The 20,070-nt window shown below is 67.8% G+C and carries 22 protein-coding genes; 8 read left to right on the forward strand and 14 right to left on the reverse strand.

The features are described 5' to 3' along the window. The first annotated feature begins 90 nt into the window (after window positions 1–90). From G6N20_RS08450 to G6N20_RS08465, 4 genes are read left to right on the forward strand one after another with little or no spacing between them, the layout of a single operon-like run. The gene (locus G6N20_RS08450; RefSeq protein ID WP_083051072.1) at window positions 91–858 is read left to right on the forward strand and encodes a TVP38/TMEM64 family protein; all 768 of its coding nucleotides are present in this window, start codon (window positions 91–93) and stop codon (window positions 856–858) included. A gap of 54 nt (window positions 859–912) precedes the next feature. Then, window positions 913–1,146, forward strand: coding sequence for a FitA-like ribbon-helix-helix domain-containing protein (locus G6N20_RS08455; RefSeq protein WP_083051069.1), 234 nt, complete (start codon window positions 913–915; stop codon window positions 1,144–1,146). Continuing rightward, window positions 1,143–1,550, forward strand: coding sequence for a type II toxin-antitoxin system VapC family toxin (locus G6N20_RS08460; protein ID WP_083051067.1), 408 nt, complete (start codon window positions 1,143–1,145; stop codon window positions 1,548–1,550). Before G6N20_RS08455 ends, G6N20_RS08460 begins: the two co-directional genes overlap by 4 nt. Window positions 1,551–1,554: 4 nt before the next feature. Continuing rightward, entirely contained in the window at window positions 1,555–2,502 is a 948-nt protein-coding gene (locus G6N20_RS08465) for a S1 family peptidase (protein WP_083051064.1), read from the forward strand. A 98-nt stretch (window positions 2,503–2,600) separates the two neighbouring features. Here G6N20_RS08465 and G6N20_RS08470 read toward each other — a convergent pair whose 3' ends face one another. Both G6N20_RS08470 and G6N20_RS08475 read right to left on the reverse strand, forming a co-directional pair. Continuing rightward, window positions 2,601–3,971, reverse strand: a complete 1,371-nt coding sequence (locus tag G6N20_RS08470; RefSeq protein ID WP_163662900.1) for an HNH endonuclease signature motif containing protein — start codon at window positions 3,969–3,971, stop codon at window positions 2,601–2,603. A gap of 73 nt (window positions 3,972–4,044) precedes the next feature. Next, window positions 4,045–4,248 carry a hypothetical protein gene (locus G6N20_RS08475; protein ID WP_142272067.1) on the reverse strand — a complete coding sequence of 68 codons (204 nt, stop codon included), beginning with the start codon at window positions 4,246–4,248 and terminating at the stop codon, window positions 4,045–4,047. 84 nt (window positions 4,249–4,332) lie between these two features. On the opposite strand from G6N20_RS08475, the gene G6N20_RS08480 reads away from it, so the two are divergent. Next, window positions 4,333–4,626 (forward strand): hypothetical protein, encoded by a 294-nt coding sequence (locus G6N20_RS08480; protein ID WP_142272068.1) that lies wholly within the window; start codon window positions 4,333–4,335, stop codon window positions 4,624–4,626. A 229-nt stretch (window positions 4,627–4,855) separates the two neighbouring features. Next, entirely contained in the window at window positions 4,856–5,323 is a 468-nt protein-coding gene (locus G6N20_RS08485) for a nitroreductase family deazaflavin-dependent oxidoreductase (protein WP_083049147.1), read from the forward strand. Here G6N20_RS08485 and G6N20_RS08490 read toward each other — a convergent pair. Genes G6N20_RS08490 through G6N20_RS08500 form a run of 3 tightly spaced genes read right to left on the reverse strand, consistent with a single transcriptional unit; the run spans window position 5,320 to window position 7,282 of the window. Next, complete coding sequence (locus G6N20_RS08490) at window positions 5,320–5,673, reverse strand: DoxX family protein (RefSeq protein WP_083049150.1); 354 nt, start codon at window positions 5,671–5,673, stop codon at window positions 5,320–5,322. The genes G6N20_RS08485 and G6N20_RS08490 overlap by 4 nt on opposite strands. Window positions 5,674–5,683: 10 nt before the next feature. Continuing rightward, the gene (locus G6N20_RS08495) at window positions 5,684–6,829 is read right to left on the reverse strand and encodes an SPFH domain-containing protein (protein WP_083049152.1); all 1,146 of its coding nucleotides are present in this window, start codon (window positions 6,827–6,829) and stop codon (window positions 5,684–5,686) included. Between the two features lie 18 nt (window positions 6,830–6,847). Next, window positions 6,848–7,282 carry an NfeD family protein gene (locus G6N20_RS08500; protein WP_083049155.1) on the reverse strand — a complete coding sequence of 145 codons (435 nt, stop codon included), beginning with the start codon at window positions 7,280–7,282 and terminating at the stop codon, window positions 6,848–6,850. Window positions 7,283–7,339: 57 nt separating this feature from the next. On the opposite strand from G6N20_RS08500, the gene G6N20_RS08505 reads away from it, so the two are divergent. Then, entirely contained in the window at window positions 7,340–8,185 is an 846-nt protein-coding gene (locus tag G6N20_RS08505; RefSeq protein ID WP_083049239.1) for a hypothetical protein, read from the forward strand. Here G6N20_RS08505 and G6N20_RS08510 read toward each other — a convergent pair. From G6N20_RS08510 to G6N20_RS08550, 9 genes are all read right to left on the reverse strand, one after another. Beyond that, the gene (locus G6N20_RS08510) at window positions 8,151–9,206 is read right to left on the reverse strand and encodes a ferrochelatase (protein ID WP_083049157.1); all 1,056 of its coding nucleotides are present in this window, start codon (window positions 9,204–9,206) and stop codon (window positions 8,151–8,153) included. The genes G6N20_RS08505 and G6N20_RS08510 overlap by 35 nt on opposite strands. 6 nt (window positions 9,207–9,212) lie before the next feature. Next, a complete protein-coding gene (gene inhA, locus G6N20_RS08515; protein ID WP_083049160.1) occupies window positions 9,213–10,022 on the reverse strand; it encodes an NADH-dependent enoyl-ACP reductase InhA in 810 nt (269 codons plus the stop codon). A 12-nt stretch (window positions 10,023–10,034) separates the two neighbouring features. Beyond that, entirely contained in the window at window positions 10,035–10,775 is a 741-nt protein-coding gene (gene fabG1, locus G6N20_RS08520) for a 3-oxoacyl-ACP reductase FabG1 (protein ID WP_083049162.1), read from the reverse strand. A gap of 110 nt (window positions 10,776–10,885) precedes the next feature. Then, window positions 10,886–11,893 (reverse strand): VWA domain-containing protein, encoded by a 1,008-nt coding sequence (locus G6N20_RS08525; RefSeq protein ID WP_083049164.1) that lies wholly within the window; start codon window positions 11,891–11,893, stop codon window positions 10,886–10,888. Continuing rightward, on the reverse strand, window positions 11,890–12,843 hold the full coding sequence (locus G6N20_RS08530; RefSeq protein ID WP_083049167.1) for a DUF58 domain-containing protein: 954 nt from the start codon (window positions 12,841–12,843) through the stop codon (window positions 11,890–11,892). The genes G6N20_RS08525 and G6N20_RS08530 overlap by 4 nt, the downstream gene beginning before the upstream one ends. Further along, window positions 12,840–13,961: a chaperone MoxR1 gene (moxR1, locus tag G6N20_RS08535; protein WP_083049169.1), complete on the reverse strand. Its 1,122-nt coding sequence runs from the start codon at window positions 13,959–13,961 to the stop codon at window positions 12,840–12,842. The genes G6N20_RS08530 and moxR1 overlap by 4 nt, the downstream gene beginning before the upstream one ends. A 129-nt stretch (window positions 13,962–14,090) precedes the next feature. After that, the gene (gene ripB, locus G6N20_RS08540; RefSeq protein WP_083049171.1) at window positions 14,091–14,831 is read right to left on the reverse strand and encodes an NlpC/P60 family peptidoglycan endopeptidase RipB; all 741 of its coding nucleotides are present in this window, start codon (window positions 14,829–14,831) and stop codon (window positions 14,091–14,093) included. A gap of 10 nt (window positions 14,832–14,841) precedes the next feature. Continuing rightward, on the reverse strand, window positions 14,842–16,257 hold the full coding sequence (gene ripA / locus G6N20_RS08545) for an NlpC/P60 family peptidoglycan endopeptidase RipA (RefSeq protein ID WP_083049173.1): 1,416 nt from the start codon (window positions 16,255–16,257) through the stop codon (window positions 14,842–14,844). A gap of 226 nt (window positions 16,258–16,483) precedes the next feature. Then, window positions 16,484–17,050, reverse strand: a complete 567-nt coding sequence (locus tag G6N20_RS08550; RefSeq protein WP_083049176.1) for an Rv1476 family membrane protein — start codon at window positions 17,048–17,050, stop codon at window positions 16,484–16,486. 193 nt (window positions 17,051–17,243) lie between these two features. Between G6N20_RS08550 and G6N20_RS08555 the strand changes: the two genes are divergently transcribed. Next, complete coding sequence (locus G6N20_RS08555; protein WP_083049178.1) at window positions 17,244–20,060, forward strand: aconitate hydratase; 2,817 nt, start codon at window positions 17,244–17,246, stop codon at window positions 20,058–20,060. Window positions 20,061–20,070: the final 10 nt, after the last annotated feature.

Below are 20,070 nucleotides of genomic sequence, written 5' to 3' on the forward strand. Positions count from 1 at the left end.
GCCAGGGCCGCGGATCGACACCCGAGTGTGACGAGAAACGCCAGCCTGGGGAAACGAGATATTCACCTTCGCCCCGTACCCTTGGCAGACGTGACGGCTCCCGCCATCGGCAAAGGCACCGATGCCGCGCGCAGTATCGGACTCGCGCTGGGTGCCGCTGCGCGTCAGCTATCGCTGCCGCGGGTCGTCGGCACGGTGGCGGGAATCACGGCATTGCTGGCGGTGGCCCTGCTGGTCCCGCTCCCCACGGCGGTGCAGCTGCGCGACTGGGCGACGTCGGTGGGCCCCTGGTTCCCGGTGGCGTTCCTGCTGGTGCACGTCGTGGCCACGGTGGTGCCGTTTCCCCGCACCGTGTTCACCGTGGCCGCCGGGTTGCTGTTCGGGCCGCTGGGGGGTGTGCTGATCGCGGTGACCGCCAGCACGGCGAGCGCGTTGATCGCGATGCTGCTGGTGCGCGCGGCCGGCTGGCGGCTCAACCGCCTGGTGCGCCATCGCGCGGTCGACCGGCTCGACGAGCGTCTGCGCGAGCGGGGGTGGCCCACGATTTTGTCGTTGCGGTTGATCCCTGCCGTACCGTTTGCGGCACTCAACTATGGTGCCGGCGCATCGGGCGTGCGGGTGCTGCCCTACACGCTGTCCACGCTGGGCGGTCTGCTCCCGGGAACCGCCGCCGTGGTGATCCTGGGCGACGCACTCGCCGGTGATGGCAACCCGCTGCTGATCCTGGCGTCGGTGTGTACCGGCGCCGTGGGGTTGGCTGGGCTGTTCTTCGAGATCCGCCACCATCGGCGCCAGCACCACCGCGCGTCGCCGTGCGAGGCCGACGAGCCCGTCCGCGAGCCGGCCGTCACGCACTGACGCCATCCGCATCGCGGTGCACTATTATGCCTGCGTTGCTGCTATTATGCATGCATGGTGGCCATCACGGTACGTGACGTCCCCGACAAGGTCCGCGACGAGCTGGCGGCGCGAGCCGCGCAAGCCGGGCAGTCACTGCAGGAATACCTGCGCGGACTGCTCATCGCGACCGCGGACAAGCCGACGACCCAAACGGTCATCGCCCGTGCCCGTGCGCGCGTGAACTCGACCGGCGTGCGCGTGGACGCGGCCACCATTCTGGCCGCAAAGGACGCCGATCGCCGGTGAGCGACCGGATCGTCTGCGACGCATCCGCGGTGGTGGCCGCCTTGCTCGATTCCGGTGACGACGGCCGCTGGGCCGCGCACCGGATGGCCGACGCCGATCTGTACGCGCCGACGTTGCTGCCGTATGAGTGCGCCAACATCATTGCGCGACAGGAACTCAACGGGACCATCAGTGCCGACCAGGCGGCTCAAGCGCACGTCGATCTGGTCGACCTGGCGATCGATCTGTGGCCATACGACGTGCTTTCGACGCGTGCATGGCAGCTGCGCGCCACGTTGTCCAGTTACGACGCCGCATACGTGGCGCTCGCGGAGATGCTGGCTGCGCCGTTAGTCACCTTGGACCGGCGGATTCGTCGTGCGCCCGGCATCACGTGTTCCGTGTCCGTCCCCGGCGACGACTGAGATCATGACCGGGAGTTTGGCGTCGCAGCCGTCGCTCGCTCGCATCGTCGTGCTGCTGGCCGGGGCGCTGCTGTGCCTGGCGGTGGCGGTGTGGCCCGTCCTGGCCACCCGGGTCAGGCGGGATCGTGAGCCGCGGGAATACGTGTTCGCGGGCACCGATGTGCACCACTTCCCGCCCGATCGTCCGACAATGTATAGCTGGCGACTGTCGATTGCCGCGCTGCTGAGCGCGGCCGCATTTGTCGCGGCACTCTGGATGCCGGGCAGGACGCCCAAGCCGGCGCGGCCGCTCATCCCCCTGCCGGCCGCAAGCGCCCTCAGCCCGGGCACCGGCATCGCCGTCATCTATGCCGACGGCTCTGGGGGAATGGGTTGTACGGCAGGGTTTTTGGTGCGCACGCGGGCTGGTCAAAGTGGTGTTCTCACGGCCGGTCACTGCAACAAGCCCGGCCAGGCGAGCAAGACATCGATGAACGCCGGAACCGGCCGCTACGTGACGGTGGGGACGTTTGGCCAAACGGTCAGCGAGGGACTTCGCGGGGAAGCGCACGATATCGGCCTGATCCTGCTCGATTCCGACAAGGTCGCGCGGACGTCGGCGATCGCCGCATCGCTACCGGTCACCGGCGTCACCTCCGACCTGCGAGTCGGCCAGCAGCTGTGCAAGTTCGGCATGCGCACCGGCACTGCCGAATGCGGGCAGATCACCGACGTCACCGAGAGCAAGGTGGCGTTCCTGGCGGCCAGCCAGTGCGGCGATTCCGGCGGGCCGGTGTACCTCATCCACAGCGACGGCACCGCAACCGCGGTCGGTATCCACATCCGCGGTGGACGTCCCGACGACCCCAATCCCGGGTGCTCGACCCCGGCGACGTTTTCGGTCGCCGAGCTCGTGCAGCCATGGCTCGACAGGTGGAGCTTGACGGTCGTCACCGAGATAGCGCCGCGCTGAGCCGATGTGGTTGGCGGCGGTCTGGTCGCACATCATCCGACCGGTCGTCCGGCTCGGCGAACCACGTTGTGCGCCTGCACTTATCGCTGGTGTCGGTCTCACGGGTCGTCGTCCTCGTCGTCGTGGTCGTGCAGGAGTTTTTCGGGGTGGAAGTAGCTGTTGGTGCGGGGTTGTCCATGGTCAAGATGGGCCGGCGGAATCCACTCGGTGGTGCCGTCTTTGCGTTTGCGGGTCCTCCAGCCCCCGCTGGTGACCAGTTGGTGGTGGGGGCCGCAGGCCTGGGTGAGGTCGTCGATATCGGTCTCCCGGCACTCGGAATAATCGGTCACATGGTGCACCTCGGTGAGATAGCCCGGCACATCGCAATTGGGAAAGGAACACCCGCGGTCCTTGCCGTACAACACGATTCGCTGGGCCGGGGAGGCCAGCCGCTTGGTGTGATAGAGCGCCAGCTCGCGGCCGTGGTCAAAGATGCGCAGGTAGTGGTGGGCGTGGGCGGCCAGCCGGATCACCTCGCTCATCGGCAGCAGGCTGCCGCCGCCGGTGAGCGCGTGCCCGGCAGCCGATTGCAACTCGGCCAGGCTGGTGGACACGATGATCGCCGCGGGCAGCCCGTTGTGTTGGCCCAGCTCCCCCGAGCACAGCAGCGCCCGCAGCCCGGCCTGCAGGCCGTCGTGGTTGCGCTGGGCGGCGCTGCGGGTGTCGGCGTCGATGGCGGCCTGTGACGGGGTGCCGGCCACACAGGGGGTGGGGTCGGCGGGGTTGGCCATGCCGGGGGCGGCCAGCTTGGCCAGCACGGCATCGAGGGTGGCGCGGGCTTCGGGGGTGAGGTAGCCGGTGATCGCCGACATGCCGTCGGCGCCCTGCTTGCCGAGGATGATGCCGCGGCGGCGGGCCCGGTCGGTGTCGCTGAAATTGCCGTCGGGGTTGAGGCAGTCGGCGAGTTTGGCGGCCAGCTTGTGCAGCTGGTCGGGCCGAAACCGGCCACCCAACTGAGCCAGTTCGGCTTCGGCTTTCTCCCGGGTGGGCAGGTCCACCCCGCTGGGCAGCTGGTGCAGAAAGGCGCGGATGATCCGCACATGGTCGGGTCCGAGACGCCCGGCGCGTTGGGCTTCGGCGGTGGCCGTCAGCAGCGGCGGCAACACCTCTCCGGTCAGCGCGCGCCGCGGCCCCAGCTCGGCGGCCTCGCCGATGCGCCGGGCTGCCTCGCCGCGGGTGATGCGCAACCGCTCGGCCAACGCGAAGGGGAGTTTGCCGCCCAGTTCGCTCGGGTCGGCCTGGTCGGCGAGCCTGTTGATGAACGGGTGCTCGACGGCGGGCAGGCGGCGGCGCAGCGTTTCGCAGCGTTCCAGCATGGCCAGGCATTCGGGGGTGGTCAGGGTGTCGATCGAGAGGTCCAGGGCCCGGTGAAGGGCGGTGTCGAGGGCGTCGAACACCGCGACAATCTCCTCCCGGCTACTCGAACGCATGTTCGAATACTATCACGGTTGGCTGGCGTATGCCACACCATTGAAGGGTAAATCCAATGTTACGCGAGTGAATTCAGTGACCAACGATGCCAAAAGGCCCGGCCTCAGCGGCCACGGCCGGGCGTGTCCCAACGACATCCAGCAAAATCACGCCGCCGCCCCAATACCACCCATCACTCTGGCCATTCACTCCGCCGCCGCAGCCAAGTACAGCCGGAAATTGATCGGTCGCGGCCGCGACCGAGCGGCCGCCGTCCGTTCGCGAACGATCGGCCATGGGCCCATTGTTATCGTGCGCGGCTGAGGCGAGGCCAAAGCACCCGAGTTTCTTCCCGATCCATCCGACGACATGGAGAACCACATGACCCACGACAACACCGCCGCCACCCCAGCCGACCCCGGTCGACGGCATTCCACAGCCGTGGTGGCCGGCGCCGGGCTTGCTGGCTTGGCGCTCGGCGCGATCGCCGCTTTCGCGGTCACCGGCCTCACCTTGAAGGTCCGTGTCGAGCTTCCGCCGCCGCCCTATCCGTCGGTGCTGTCATCGACGCCGCCGGTGAGCTACCCGCCACCGCCGCCCCCGGCGGCCGGCACCCCACCGGCGCCTACGTCCGGCTTAACGCCGCCCGTGCCGCCCGTGCCGCCCGGGCCCTGATTCTTCAGGTTCACTGCAACTGGGCCGCTCCACCCGCTGGGTCCGGGGCCGGGCGGGTTTGGGGGTGCCCGTACCGGCGACGGGGCAGCCGCCGGCCCCGCGGCGGGGCCGTGTTCTGTTGATGACGGCTTACCTGGGTGGGGTCGGCGTTTGGGTGGGCCCGGGAGACGCGGCCACGATGCGTGACATCATGACAGCGCCAGGTTCCCTGAGAACGCAGGGATGAAGGATGTCGTGGTTGGCCAAGCTCGGCGCACGTTTGATGCGCTCACGCAGCCTGATGCGCGCGCCGATCTGGATCTACAAGGCACGCGCGGGTGGGCTGTTCGGTTCACGGATCCTGATGCTCGAGCACATCGGCCGTAAATCCGGCGCGCGCCGCTACGCCGTGCTGGAAGTCGTCGATCACCCCGTCCCGGACACCTATGTCGTCGCTTCCGGTTTCGGGCGGAAAGCCCAGTGGTTCCGCAACATTGAGGCCAACCCGCGGGTGCGCGTCTATGCCGGCAGCCACGCGCCCGCGCCCGCCACCGCGCGCATCCTCGACCAAGATGAAACCGACCGGACCCTGGCGACCTACCGTGGCCGCCACGGCCGAGCCTGGGCGCGGCTCAAGCCGGTGCTCGTAGAGACGCTCGAATCCCCGATCCCCGACACCGGCGCGCCGCTGCCGATGGTGGAGTTACGCCTGGACTAAACGGTGTCCGGCCCTTTCACCGTCATCACCGCGAACAACGTCAGCAGCGACGCCGCCGGAATCATGTTGACGACCCGATCCCGCACCCGGAGATGTGCGCCCACGGCCAGCACGAAATACAACGTCAGCATTGCGGTGGTCAGCCTCGCCAAGCCCGGAAAGCGGGTGACCGACAGCAGACCGACCGCAGACGCCGCCTTAACCGCCGGCAGCATCGGGCGGACGCCCTGCGGGACTTCCAGCCTGTCCAAAGCCTTGTCGATGGGCGGCAGCGGAATCGCACACGCCACCGCGTCACCGGCCTGCAACGCGGCCAGCAGCGCGTAGGCTTTCGGCGAGGTCAGAGCCATCGTGGGGACCCTATTGGGTCAACCCCGGCGCTGTCCCCAGTGGATTGTCGACCGGGTTGCGGGCCATCGCCTCGGCCTTGGCCACCGCCCGGGCGATCGACGGGTCGGGCTCGGTGGAGAACCAGTCGGCGACCTCGGCGTCGTCGGTGTCGGCCGCGTGCCTGGGCACCTCGTCGACCGGGGACGGCTCGAACCGGAACACCCCGTCCTCCCCCGGTGTGCCCAACAGCCTGGTGAACCCCTGCAACGCCGCGCTGAAATCGCTGGGCACCACCCATACCTTGTTGGCGTCGCCGCGCGCCATCTCCGGCAGCGTCTGCAGGTACAGGTAGGCCAGCATCTCCGGGGTCGGCCTGCCGGCCTTGATCGCGGTGAACGTCTTCTCGATCGCCTTGGCCTGCCCCTGCGCCTGCAGGTAGGCCGCGGCGCGCTCACCCTGGGCGCGCAGCATCCGGGACTGCCGGTCGGCCTCGGCGGCCAGGATCGCGGCCTGCTTGGCACCCTCGGCGGCGAGGATCTGGGCCTGCTTCTGCCCCTCGGCCTGCTTGATCGCGGCCTCCCGGGTGCCCTCCGCGGTCAGGATCATCGCCCGCTTCTCCCGGTCGGCCTTCATCTGCTTTTCCATCGACGCCTGGATCGACGGCGGCGGGTCGATGCTGCGCAGCTCCACCCGCGCCACCCGTAATCCCCACCGGCCGGTCGCTTCGTCGAGCACCCCGCGCAACTGGGCGTTGATTTGATCGCGGGAGGTCAGCGTCTGCTCCAGCGTCATGCCGCCGACCACGTTGCGCAGCGTGGTGGTGGTCAGCTGCTCGACACCGACGATGTAGTTGCTGATTTCGTAGACCGCCGCCTGCGGCATGGTGACCTGGAAGTAGACCACCGTGTCGATGTTGAGGGTCAGGTTGTCCTCGGTGATGACGGGCTGCGGCGGAAACGACACCACCCGCTCGCGCAGATCCACCCGGGCGCGGATCCGGTCGATGAACGGGACCAACAGCGTCAGCTGCCCGCTGACGGTGCGGCTGTACCGACCCAGCCGTTCGATCACCGCGGCCTCGGCCTGCGGAATCAGCGCAATCGACTTGGCCACCACGATGATGGCGAAGATCACCAGAACGGCCAGAAACACCAGGCCGGCAACCGCACCTTGCACGGGAATCCCTTTCTCGAGTTAGCCGTTTTTGAAGACCACCGCGGTTGCCCCGTTGATGTGCACCACGGTGACCAAATCGCCGGGTTCGAACACGTCGCCGTCGTTCAGTGGGCGTGCCGTCCACACCTGGCCGTCGAGTTTCACCTGGCCTTGATCGCGGGCAACGCGATCGAGCACCAGCGCGCTCTTGCCCTCCAAAGCCTTGATGCCCAGCTGCACTTCTTTGGCGGACAGCAGCCGCCGGCGCACCGCGGGCCGAACCAACACCAACAGCACCACCGAGACCACGAGGAACGCCGCTCCGTCGGCCCATACCGGCCAATCCATCAGCCAGCTGGTAGCCGACGCCGCCAACGCGCCGCCGCCGAGCATCAACAAGAACATGTCGCCGGTCAGCGCCTCCGCACCGGCTAGCGCCAGCGCTGCGATGAGCCAGATCAAAGCGACGGGCATGCGCACAGAATACGCGTGATCCGCGACAACGGCGTCGAACAACTACACTGCCAGATCATGTGGTGTCCCAGCGTTTCGCTGTCGATGTGGGCCAACGCCTGGCTCGCCGGCAAGGCCGCGCCCGACGACGTGTTGGACGCGTTATCACTGTGGGCGCCAACGCAATCCGTGACGGCGTATGACGCCGTCGCTGCCGGCCACACCGGACTGCCGTGGCCCGACGTGCACGACTCCCCAACGGTGTCACTGTTGCAGACGCTGCGGACCGCGGCCGGCCGCGGGGCGATCACCGGGCCGTCGCTCACCGTGGTGTTGCCGGTGCCGGGCGACGTGCGCGGGCTGTGCGCGGGAACACAGTTCGAGCGGGACGCCCTCGCCGCGGGCGAGGCGGTGATCGTCACCAACCCAGACGATCCCGTGGCGGCGATCGGGCTGGTGCCCGAATTCCGCTACGACGACGCAACCGCACCCGAATTGTGTGCGCTGACTTGGATGGTGTACTCGCTGCCCGGCGCACCCGGGCCCGATCACCACGAGCTGGGCGACGCCGAATACGCGCTGCGGTCTGCGGTGCGCTCGGCCGCCGATGCGCTCAGCGCTATCGGGCTGGGATCGAGCGACATCGCCAATCCGCGCGGCCTGGTCGAGCAGTTGCTGGAATCGTCGCGGCAACACCGGGTTCCCGACCATGCGCCCTCGCGTGCACTGCGGGTGCTCGAGCATGCCGCACACATCGACGCGATCATCGCGGTGAGCTCCCGGCCGAGTCGGACCCCGCTGGGCACCCATTCATCGTCGCAAGCGCGGATCGCCCACGATGCGCTGCGCCCGCTGACCGCCGTCGTGCGTTCGGCGCGCATGGCCGCGGTCAACGCGATCCTGCGCTCGGCTTGGTCGGATTGACCGTCGCTTGGGCCGCGACGCAGTGCGGCGGACGGCACGGCTCACCGTTGATGCTGGCCAGACAACCCGGCACCGGATCCGGGCCGCCGACCCGCTCCGGCTCACGCCCGCAACGCAGTTCGTTGACCAAACCGACGGCCAGCCGGGCGAACCGCCGATCGGCGTTGGGGGTGCCGGCACGGGCAAACGCCATCCCCGCCACCTCGGCCTGTGCACGCAGCTCGTGGTCGAGATCCCACACCACCTCGATGTGGTCGGCAACAAATCCGATGGGGCACACGATCACCGCACGGACGCCCGCCTCGGCCAGCGCCCTGAGACGGTCGGCGACGTCGGGCTCCAGCCAGGCAACCTGCGGCGGGCCCGATCGCGACTGCCAAGCCAGATCGTGGTCGGGATATCCCGCGGCGGCCGCGACCAGCCTTGCGGCGTAAGCGACTTGGCGGCTGTAGAGGTTGGGGCCGCAGCCCCGGTCGGCGGCCACCGGGATCGAATGAGCGGTGCACACCAGCCTTGCGTCAGCGCGCAGGTCGGCTGGCAGGGTTTCGGCGGCGGCGGCGATGGCGTCGACGAACATCTCCACGAAGAGCGGATGGTCGAAGTAGGGCCGCAGCTTTACCAGCTTGGGCGCACCCGGGCCGGCCGCCCGACGCGCCCGGGCAATGTCCTCGACATACTGCGCGCAGCTGGAATAGCCGCTCCAGGCCGAGGTGGTGAACACGGCCGCGGAGCCAATGCCGTCATCGCGCATGGCGATGACGGCATCCTCAACGTACGGCTCCCAGTTGCGGTTGCCGAAGTACACCGGCAGGTCCTGCACCGCTTGCAGCTCGGCGATCAGCGCGCGATTGATCGCGTTGATCGGTGATATCCCACCGAAGTGCAGGTAGTGCTCGGCGACCGCCTCCAGCCGTTCGGGCGGCACCCCGCGGCCCCGGGTGACGTTCTCCAGGAACGGCCGCACCTGCTCGGGCCCTTCCGGCCCGCCGAAGGACAGCACCAGGATGGCATCGAATTCCATTGCCGCCTAGAGCAATTGGGTATGTGCGCCGCCGTCGGCGAAGATGATGTCACCGGTGGTCGCCGGGAGCCACTCGGACAGCAGTGCGCATACCGTCTTGGCGACCGGCGTGGGATCCTTCATGTTCCACCCGATCGGGGCGCGCTGATCCCAGCCCTCTTCGAGCAGTTGTATCTGGGCGCCCGCCTCCTCGCCGAGCGCGCCACCGACGATCGCGCTCATCGCCAACGTCCGAATCGGCCCGGCGGCAACCAAATTCGAGCGCACACCATACTTGCCGGCCTCACGCGCCACGAACCGGTTGACACACTCGAGGGCGCTCTTGGCGACCGTCATCCAGTTGTAGGCCGGCATCGCCCGGCTCGGGTCGAAGTCCATTCCGACGATGGAACCGCCGGGATTCATGATCGGCAGGAGCGCCTTGGCCATCGAGGCGTACGAATACGCGGAAATGTGAATGCCCTTGGACACATCCTCGTAGGGGGCGTCGAAGAACGGGTTGATCCCCATCCCGCTCTGCGGCATGAAGCCGATCGAATGCACCACCCCGTCGAGCCTGTTGCCCTCGCCGATCGCCTCGCTCACCCGTTGGGCCAGCGTGGCCAGGTGCTCCTCGTTTTGCACGTCGAGTTCGAGCAGCGGCGCCTTCTGCGGCAGCCGGTCGACGATGCGCTGGATCAGCCGCATCCGGTCGAAGCCGGTCAACACCAGCTGGGCACCCTGCTCCTGGGCCACCCGGGCGATGTGAAACGCGATCGAGGCGTCGGTGATGATCCCGCTGACCAGGACCCGTTTGCCGTCGAGCAGTCCTGCCATGTGTGTTTCCTCTCAGTGGCCCATGCCGGCGCCGCCGTCGACCGGGATCACCGCGCCGGAGATGTAAGCGGCGTCCTCGGACGCCAGAAAGCTGACCACACCCGCGACCTCGTTGACGTTGCCGATGCGGCCCAACGGAATCGCCTGCTGCGCCATCTCCACGTACTTGGGCTCCATGGCGCGGGTCATCTCGGTGTCGATGAAGCCAGGGGCCACCACATTGGCGGTGATCGAGCGCGAGCCCAGCTCCCGGGTCAGCGATCGGGCCATGCCGACCAGCCCGGCCTTGGAGGCGGCGTAGTTCGCCTGTCCCGGCAGGCCGGTCAACCCGACCACGGAACCCATGAAAATGAAGCGCCCGAAGCGCTGCTTGATCATGTTGCGCGACGCGCGCTTGGCGACCCGGAAGACCCCGGTCAGGTTGGCGTCGATGACCTTCTGGAACTGCTCCTCGCTCATCCGCATGATCAGCATGTCGGAGGTCACGCCCGCGTTGGCCACCAGCACCTCCACCGGGCCCTGGTGCTCCTCGACGGCCTTGAAGGCGGCGTCGATGGCGTCGGAGTCGGTGACGTCGCACTCGACGCCGAACAGCCCTTCCGGGGCGCCAGACGACCGGTGGGTCACCGCGACCTTGTGTCCATCCGCGGCCAGGCGGCGCGCCACGGCCAGCCCGATGCCCCGATTTCCTCCGGTGACCAGCACCGAACGCGATACGAACGCGGGTCGAGCTCCAGGGGCTGCGTCAGTCACCCCGACAACCTATCGTCTCGACGCGGCAACACCGAAACCGGCTCGCTCGCGGACGTTGTCGGTGCCACTGAGCTCTGGGGTTGGATCGCAGCGAGGTTACGCTCGCGCGGCTACGTCGGCAGCCTGCGGTTGATCAGCAACGCCGCCAGTCCGGCCAGCGCCAGCATCAGCGCGCCCAGCCGCAGCCAGCCCACGCTGGCGTCACCCCTGATGGTCTCGTAACCAATCTGCTGCTGCAGCGACGCGTAGACCGCTTTGAGTTCGGCCAACGTTGCGGCGTTGTAGGCGTTTCCGCCGGAAAGCTCGGCGACCTTTTTCATCGTCGTGTCATCCACCGGCACGGGTTGGCGCTGTCCGTTGATCTCGACGAAGCCGTAGGGGGTGCCGAAGGTGATCGTCGAGATCGGCACGCCCTGGTCCTTGGCGGTGCGAGCGGCGGTGTAGGCGCCCTTGGGGTTGTCCGGGTTGGTCGGCATCGTCTCCTTGCCGTCGGAGAACAACACGATGCGCGCCGGCGGCGGGGTGTCACCACCGCCGATGACCGCGCCGACGGTGGCGATGGCCTGCAACGCGGTGAAGATGCCCTCGCCGGTGGCGGTGCGGTCGGCGAACTGCAGCTTGTCGAGCGCGTTCTTGGTCGCCTCCCGGTTCGTGGTCGGTGACACCAGGACCGTTGCGGTGCCCGCATACGCGATCAATCCGAGATTGATGCCCGGGGTCAGCTCGTCGGCGAACTGCTTGGCGGCCTCTTGAGCGGCCACCATCCGGTTGGGTTCCACATCGGTGGCCCGCATCGACTGGGACACGTCGATGACCAGCATCACCACCGCGCGGTTACGGGGAATCCGAACGTCATGCGTCGGCCCGGCCATCGCGATGGTGAACAGCACCAGCGACAGCACCAGCAGGATCGCCGGGACGTGCCGCCAGCGCGACGGCCGCTTGGGGGCCACGCTCTCGAGCAACTCCATGTTGGCGAACCGCAGCATTCGCTTCTGGCGCGCCAGCTGCAGCACGATGTAGAGCGCGGCCAGCCCGGCGACGGCGAACAGGAACAGGAAAAACCAGGAGTGCGCGAAGCCGGACAGCGTCATCGGCCCCAGCAGTGGCACCGTCACTGGGACCCCGCCAATGCCCCACGCCGCCGCGAAGCGACGAACCGCACGATGTCGGCAAGCCAGTCACGGTCGGTGCGCAGCGTCAGCACCGGCGCCCCGCACCCGCGGATGGTGCGAGCCACGTCGGCGCGGTGCGCCGCGGCGGCCCGGGCGAAGTCGTCGCGCAGCTGGGTGTCGATGGTGAACTCACGCACCACCCCCGATTCCGCGTCTTGCAGGATGACGTCGCCGACATCGGGCAGGTCGACATCGCGCGGATCGAGCACCTCGATGGCCAGCACCTCATGGCGGGCCGCGATCGCCCGCAACGGACGCATCCAATTGATCGGGCCCAGAAAATCGCTGATGATCACCGCCATCCCGCGGCGGCGTTCCGGCCGGCGCAAGGCATCGATGGCGACCGCCAGATCGCCGCGGACCCCGGCCGGAGCCTTGGGCATGGTCGCGATGGTGCGCAGCATCGTGTGCTGATGCTGGCGCCCGGTGCGCGCCGGTACCCGGGTCATCATTGCGCCGTTGGCGATCAGCGCGCCGATCCGGTTGCCGCCACCGCTGTTGAGGAAGGTGATCGCGGCCGCCGCGGCCACCGCGAGGTCTCGTTTCTCACAGACCGCGGTGCCGAAGTCCAGGCTGGCCGACATGTCCACCACCAGCCAGGTCTCCAGTTCCCGGTCGGCGATCATCTGCCGCACATGCGGGTGGGTGGTGCGCGCGGTAACCGCCCAATCCATCCGGCGCACGTCGTCGCCGGGCTGGTAGAGCCGCGACTCGCCCGGCTCCGACCCCGGCCCCGGGATCAGGCCGAGGTAGTCGCCGTGCAACACACCGTCGAGTTTGTGCTTGATGGTCAGCTCGAGGGTGCGCAGCGCCGCCGCCAGCTTCGGGTCATCGATGTCGCCGCGCAGCAGCGACGGCGGAGCAACGACCGCCGGCGCTTTGCTTTCGGTCACCGGCCGCTGGCCGCGGCCGCCGCCTGCATCACCGGAGGCACCGAATGGCCTTGCTGCGGAACGGCATTCACCTGCGGCAAGGCGACCGTCTGCAGCACCCGGTTGATGATGATCTCCGGCGTGATCTCGTCGGCCAGCGCGTCGTAGGTGAGCACCAACCGGTGCCGCAGCACATCGGGGATGACTTCGATGACATCCTGCGGGATCACGTAGTCGCGCCCCCGCACCAACGCCAGCGAACGCGCGGCGGCGATGATGCCCAACGAAGCACGCGGCGACGCACCGAACGCGACCCAGCTCTTGACGTCGTTCATCCCCAGCTGCTCGGGCACCCGGGTGGCGAACACGACCCGGACCACATAGTCCACCAGCGCGTGGTGGACGAAGTTGTTGGCCGCGATGTCCTGCAGCCGCACCAGATCCCCGGTGTTGAGGATCTGCTTGGCCTGCGGTGGGGTGACGCCCATCCGGTAGATGATCTCGCGCTCCTCCTCCGCCGACGGGTAGCCGACGTTGATCTTGAACAGGAATCGGTCGCGCTGCGCCTCCGGCAACGGGTAGACGCCCTCGTGCTCGATCGGGTTCTGGGTGGCCATCACCAAAAACGGGTTGGGCAGCGGGAAGGTCTTGCCGCCGATGGAGACGTGGCGTTCCTGCATCACCTCCAGCAGCGCCGATTGCACCTTCGCCGGTGCCCGGTTGATCTCGTCGGCGAGCAGGAAGTTGACCACCACCGGACCCAGCTCGGTGTCGAACTCCTCCCGGCCCTGCCGGTAGATGCGGGTGCCGATGATGTCGGTGGGCACCAGGTCGGGGGTGAACTGAATGCGTGCAAACGTCCCTCCGACGACGCGCGCGAACGTCTCCACCGCCAGCGTCTTGGCCACCCCCGGCACGCCCTCCAGCAACACGTGCCCCTTGGACAACAGGCCGACCAGCATCCGCTCCACCAGTTGGTCCTGGCCCACGATGATCCGCTTGACCTCGAAGATGGCCCGCTCCAGGGTGTGCACCTCGGCCGCCAGGGCATCCGCGCCGCCCGGAGGTGTCTCGTGGGCCGGCCCACCCGGGCCCGGGTAACCGCTGACGCCCGGGTGCAACCCGCCTGCTGATGTCATCAAAACCCTCCACAGCTCTTTCGGACACGACTGCTGGCACGACCGATGTCGAGGGGCAGCGACGTGCCCGCGTTCAACTATTCCAGGCCTCTCGGATTCCGTCGACGCCGCGGTCGCCGCACCCCGAGTTCAGTAGTCGATGATCCGGGTCAGAAACGGCGTCATGCCCGACTTGCGCACCGGGCTGACGGTGACCTTGCCGGCGCTTCCGGATGCCTCCAGCATCTGACCGTTGCCCAGGTACAGGGCGACGTGCTGGCTGCCGCCCGGGCCGTAGAAGATCAGGTCACCGCGCCTGGCCGCCGACGGCGGAACGTGCTTGCCGGCGTTGTACTGGTCACCGGAAAACCGCGGGATCAGCACGCCCACCCCGGCGAAGGCGTAGCGCATCAACCCCGAGCAGTCGAACCCGACGGTGCCCGCGCCGGAGTCGACACCCTTGCTGGGGCCCTCCAGCGTCCCGCCGCCCCAGGAATACGGCACCCCCATCTGAGACCCGGCGCGGCGGATCACATACTCGATGGCCTGCGGGGCGTTGGCCCGCGGAATCCGGCTTCCGCTGGCGTTCGCCCCGGCCGCCGACGACGCGGGCGAATTGCCGCCACCCACGTTGATGCCCAGCCCGCTCAGGAACTGCCGCCCCAGATCGAGCGTGGTTTGGGTGGCTTGGGCGGTGGCCTGTAGCGACGCGTTGGCCACCGCGAGCGGATCTCCCGGGGCGCCCGCGCTGACGATGGCGGGCAGCGTGGGATCCCACTCGCCGGGCTCGGCCGGGGCCGGTGCCGCCCCCGCGATCACCAACCCGACCATGACAGTGGCGATCCAGGTCAGGTTGATCAGCTTGATCAGCCGAAATCGGCGGTGGCTCATGGCCTTTCGCTCACCACTCGATGTAGCGCACCACGAACGGCGTCATGCCGCTGGTGCGTACGGGCGCGACGCGGACCTTCAGGCCGACGTCGGGGGCCTCGAGCATCTGCCCGTCGCCGAGGTAGATGGTCACGTGCTGGCTGCCGCCCGGGCCGTAGAAGATGACGTCGCCGCGGCGCATCTGCGCCGACGGGATCTTGCGGCCCAGGTTGTACTGCGAGCCCGAGTAGTGCGGCAGCTTGATGCCCACCCCGGCGAACGAGTACAACACCAGGCCCGAACAGTCGAAGCCGACGGTGTTGGCACCCGAGTCGATGCCCCTGCTCGGGCCGGCCGCGTTGCCGCCACCCCAGGAGTAGGGAACCCCGATCTGTGACATCCCGCGACGGATCACGTACTCGGTGGCCTGCCGTCCGTACACCCGGGGGATCCGGCCTTGGGTCGAGCCTCGGGGAGCGTTGTTGATGCCGGTGTCGGTGGGCTTGAGGATGCCCAACTGCTGCAGGAAGTTGCGCCCCATCTGGGCGGTGACCTGCGCCGACGTCGCCGAGTACCCCAGCACCTGGTTGACCACCGCGATCGGGTCACCGGGGATGTTGGCGCTGGGAATCATGGGCAGCGTGGGATCCCAGCCATCCCATCGGCGGCCACCGGCCGGCCCGGCTCCGGGATCCCACATGCCGCCCGAGGGCGGCGCACCCTGCCCGCCCGCCGACGACCAAGCGACCAGCCTGGCCGCGTCGAGTTTGGCTTGAGCCGCGTCGCGCTCGGCGGCCAGCCGATTGACCTCCTCGCGCTGCTCGTCGAATTTGCGGCGGGTCTCGGTGAGCGCCGCCACCGCCGCATCCTGGCTGGCCTTGGCATCGGCGGCGGCCTTGTCGGCCTTCTGCTTAGCCAGCCGCGCCACCGATTCCTTGTTGACCTGCTCGGTCCGGGCTCGCTGCAGGTTGACCATCACCGCCCGGGCGGCGGCGGTCATCGTCCTGGTGGCGGTCGCGGCCGCGATGATGTCGTCTGGGCCGTTCGCGGTCAGGTAGCTGTCCGACGGCCCATTCATGTAGCTGGCGGCCGCGAACGCGTTGAACCGTCGCTGAGCCGCGTCGATCGCGGCAGTGGCGTCCTTGACCGCCTGCTGGCTGGCCTGCAGTTCGTGCTCGGCGGCCGCGGCGTTGTCCCGCGCGGCCTCCACCTCGACCATCGCCTTGTTGACGCTCTCCTGCTCCGTCTCGACGGCCGCGCTCAGGTCCTCCAGGCGCTGATTGGCCTTGGCGACGGCGGCGATCAGGACCGCGATGCCGTCGGCGCCCGGATCGGCGTTTGCCGGCGTCAGTTCCGGCGCGCAGACCAGCAGCGCCAGGCTCACGACAGCAGGCCGCACGTACCGGACGGCCGAGCGCGAACCAGAGCCACGCCGGGTGCGTCTCATTCGACTCTCCTATGGCTCAACGCAGACGGGCGGCACAGTTTTCGCTGAAGGCGCCATTGGCATCACAAGCATCATTTGCACCGTACGTCACATCTGACGCCAAAGAAACTTGTGTCACAAAGTGCACCCTGGACGTGCAGTTAATGTGACCGAACGGTTATCTGACTGGTTTGCCACACAAGTCGAAGCGCCGGCCCGTCGACCCTGGAGAAGGGAGTTGACCAGGCTAGACGCTGAGGTCTGGTTCTTCGGCAGGCGGTACGGCCATGGCAGTCGACGTTGCTGATCGCCTACTGCGCAGCGCCATGATCCGGGTGGCGACGGCCGCCGCGAGCACGCCGATCAGCAAGAAAATGGTCAGCGCGCTCCAGGGAAACTCCGGGGTGTTCAGCTCGTTCACAAAATTCTGCGCCGACTGCACCGGGTTGCCGGTCTTGGAATGGTCCTCCCCCGCCTCCAGCGTGACGCGTGGGAACTGCGTGCTGTAGCTGCCGACGTAGTTGGGGCTGAGCGCTAACACCGTGACGTCGCGGTAGTCGGCGCCGACGACGGTGGCGATGTCCCGCAGCGGGGTGTCGGTCGGAGGGTTGTGGTCGAGCAACACGATCTTGAGGTCGATGCCCTCGTCGTGCGCCCGCTGGACCACCATGAGCAGTCCCGACATGGCCGCCGGCGGCGCGCTGACCCCGGTCGCGGCGACCTGAGCCTTGACCGCGGTCATGTCGACGTCTTCCGGAATGTATGCCGGCACGAACGGGATCGTCTGCGGCAACGAGACGTCGGATCCGGTCATCGCGTCGCTCCTCTCGCACCCACGGCTAACAGCACGGTACGCGACGCCTCACCCTGATGCTGCGCGACGGCGGCTCGCGCCGGGGTTCCAAACAGGACAAGCGTACTGTTAAAGTGACGTCATTGTTCGGAAGGCAGCCCAAGCACCGTCGACACGGCCCGTCGGCGGGAGAACTAAATCCCCGGGAGTTGATGTGACCAGCAAGGAATCTGTGAACTCATTCGAAGCCCGCGACACCCTGCAGGTCGGGGATAACAGTTACCAGATCTACCGTCTCGACGCCGTCCCCAACACCGAGAAGCTCCCCTACAGCCTCAAGGTCCTCGCCGAGAACCTGGTGCGCAACGAGGACGGCAGCAACATCACCAAAGACCACATCGCGGCGATCGCGAACTGGGACCCCACGGCGGAGCCCAGCATCGAGATCCAGTACACGCCGGCCCGCGTGGTGATGCAGGACTTCACCGGTGTGCCGTGCATCGTCGACCTGGCCACCATGCGTGAGGCCATCGCCGAGCTGGGCGGCAACCCGGACAAGGTCAACCCGTTGGCGCCCGCCGACCTGGTGATCGATCACTCGGTGATCGCCGACTTGTTCGGCCGCGCGGACGCATTCGAGCGCAACGTGGAAATCGAGTACCAGCGCAACGGTGAGCGCTACCAGTTCCTGCGCTGGGGACAAGGCGCGTTCGACAACTTCAAGGTGGTGCCGCCGGGCACCGGCATCGTGCACCAGGTCAACATCGAGTACCTGGCCAGTGTGGTGATGACCCGCAACGGGCTGGCCTACCCCGACACCTGCGTGGGCACCGACTCGCACACCACCATGGTCAACGGCCTCGGCGTGCTCGGATGGGGCGTGGGTGGCATCGAGGCGGAGGCCGCGATGCTCGGCCAGCCGGTGTCGATGCTGATCCCACGGGTGGTCGGGTTCAAGTTGACCGGTGAGATCCAGCCCGGAGTCACCGCCACCGACGTCGTGCTGACCGTCACCGAGATGCTGCGCAAGCACGGCGTCGTCGGCAAATTCGTTGAGTTCTACGGCGAGGGCGTGGCCGAGGTGCCGCTGGCCAACCGGGCCACGCTGGGCAACATGAGCCCCGAATTCGGTTCCACCGCAGCGATTTTCCCGATCGACGAGGAGACCATCAACTACCTCAAGTTCACTGGCCGCAGGGCGGAGCAGGTCGCGCTGGTCGAAGCCTACGCCAAAGCGCAGGGCCTGTGGCACGACCCCGCACACCAGCCGGCGTTCTCGGAATACCTCGAGCTCAACCTGTCTGACGTGGTGCCGTCGATCGCCGGACCGAAGCGCCCGCAGGACCGAATCAGGTTGTCGGATGCCAAGTCGGTGTTCCGCGAGCAGATTTCGCACTATGTCGGCGACGGTTCCGCACCCACCCACCACTCCAAGCTGGACGAGGTGGTTGAGGAGACCTTCCCGGCCAGCGACCCGGGGCAACTGACGTTCGCCGACGACGACAACGGCGTCGTGCACTCGGCCGCCGCGCACGCCCATGGCCGCGTGAGCAAGCCGGTGCCGGTAAAGTCCGACCAACTCGGCGAATTCGTGCTCGACCACGGTGCGGTGGTGATCGCCGCCATCACCTCGTGCACCAACACGTCCAATCCCGAGGTGATGCTGGGCGCGGCGCTGCTGGCCCGCAACGCCGTCGAAAAGGGCCTGACCGCCAAGCCATGGGTGAAAACCACGATGGCGCCCGGCTCGCAAGTGGTCAACGACTACTACGACCGATCGGGCCTGTGGCCGTATCTGGAGAAGCTGGGCTTCTACCTGGTCGGCTACGGCTGCACCACCTGCATCGGCAATTCCGGGCCGCTGCCCGAGGAAATCTCGAGGGCGATCAACGACAACGACCTGTCGGTGGCCGCCGTGCTGTCGGGCAACCGGAACTTCGAGGGCCGCATCAACCCCGACGTGAAGATGAACTACCTGGCCTCGCCGCCGCTGGTGATCGCCTATGCGCTGGCGGGGACCATGGACTTCGACTTCGAAACCCAGCCGCTGGGTACCGATAACGACGGCAACGACGTCTTCCTCAAAGACATCTGGCCGTCGCAACAAGACGTCTCCGAAACCATCGCCTCGGCGATCAACCAGGAAATGTTCACCAACAACTACGCCGACGTGTTCCGGGGCGATGACCGCTGGCGCAACCTGCCCACCCCCAGCGGCAACACCTTTGACTGGGATCCCAATTCGACATACGTGCGCAAGCCGCCCTATTTCGAGGGGATGTCGGCCGAACCCGCGCCGGTCGCCAACATCACCGGCGCCCGGGTGCTAGCGCTGCTGGGTGATTCGGTGACCACCGACCACATCTCCCCCGCCGGGGCCATCAAGCCGGGCACCCCGGCGGCGCAATACCTCGACGACCATGGCGTGGCGCGCAAGGACTACAACTCCTTTGGGTCCCGGCGCGGCAACCACGAGGTGATGATTCGCGGCACGTTCGCGAACATCCGGCTGCGTAACATGCTGCTCGACGACGTCTCCGGCGGCTACACCCGCGACTTCACCCAGGAAGGCGGCCCGCAGGCGTTCATCTACGACGCGGCTCAAAACTATGCGGCACAAAACATTCCGCTGGTGGTGCTCGGCGGCAAGGAGTACGGCTCCGGCTCGTCGCGGGACTGGGCGGCCAAGGGCACCCTGCTACTGGGGGTGCGGGCGGTGATCGCTGAGTCGTTCGAGCGCATCCACCGCTCCAACCTCATTGGCATGGGTGTGATCCCGCTGCAATTCCCGGCGGGCAAGTCGGCCAAGGACTTGCGACTGGACGGCACCGAGGTGTTCGACATTGCCGGTATCGACGCGCTCAACAACGGCCAGACGCCCAAGACGGTGCGCGTGCGGGCCACCAAGGAAGGCGGCGCCACGATCGAGTTCGACGCCGTCGTGCGCATCGACACCCCCGGTGAAGCCGACTACTACCGCAACGGCGGCATCCTGCAGTACGTGCTGCGTAACATGCTCAAGTCGGGCTGACCGGCCGCCC

Source organism: Mycobacterium shinjukuense (genome assembly GCF_010730055.1).
GTDB classification, from domain to species: domain Bacteria; phylum Actinomycetota; class Actinomycetes; order Mycobacteriales; family Mycobacteriaceae; genus Mycobacterium; species Mycobacterium shinjukuense.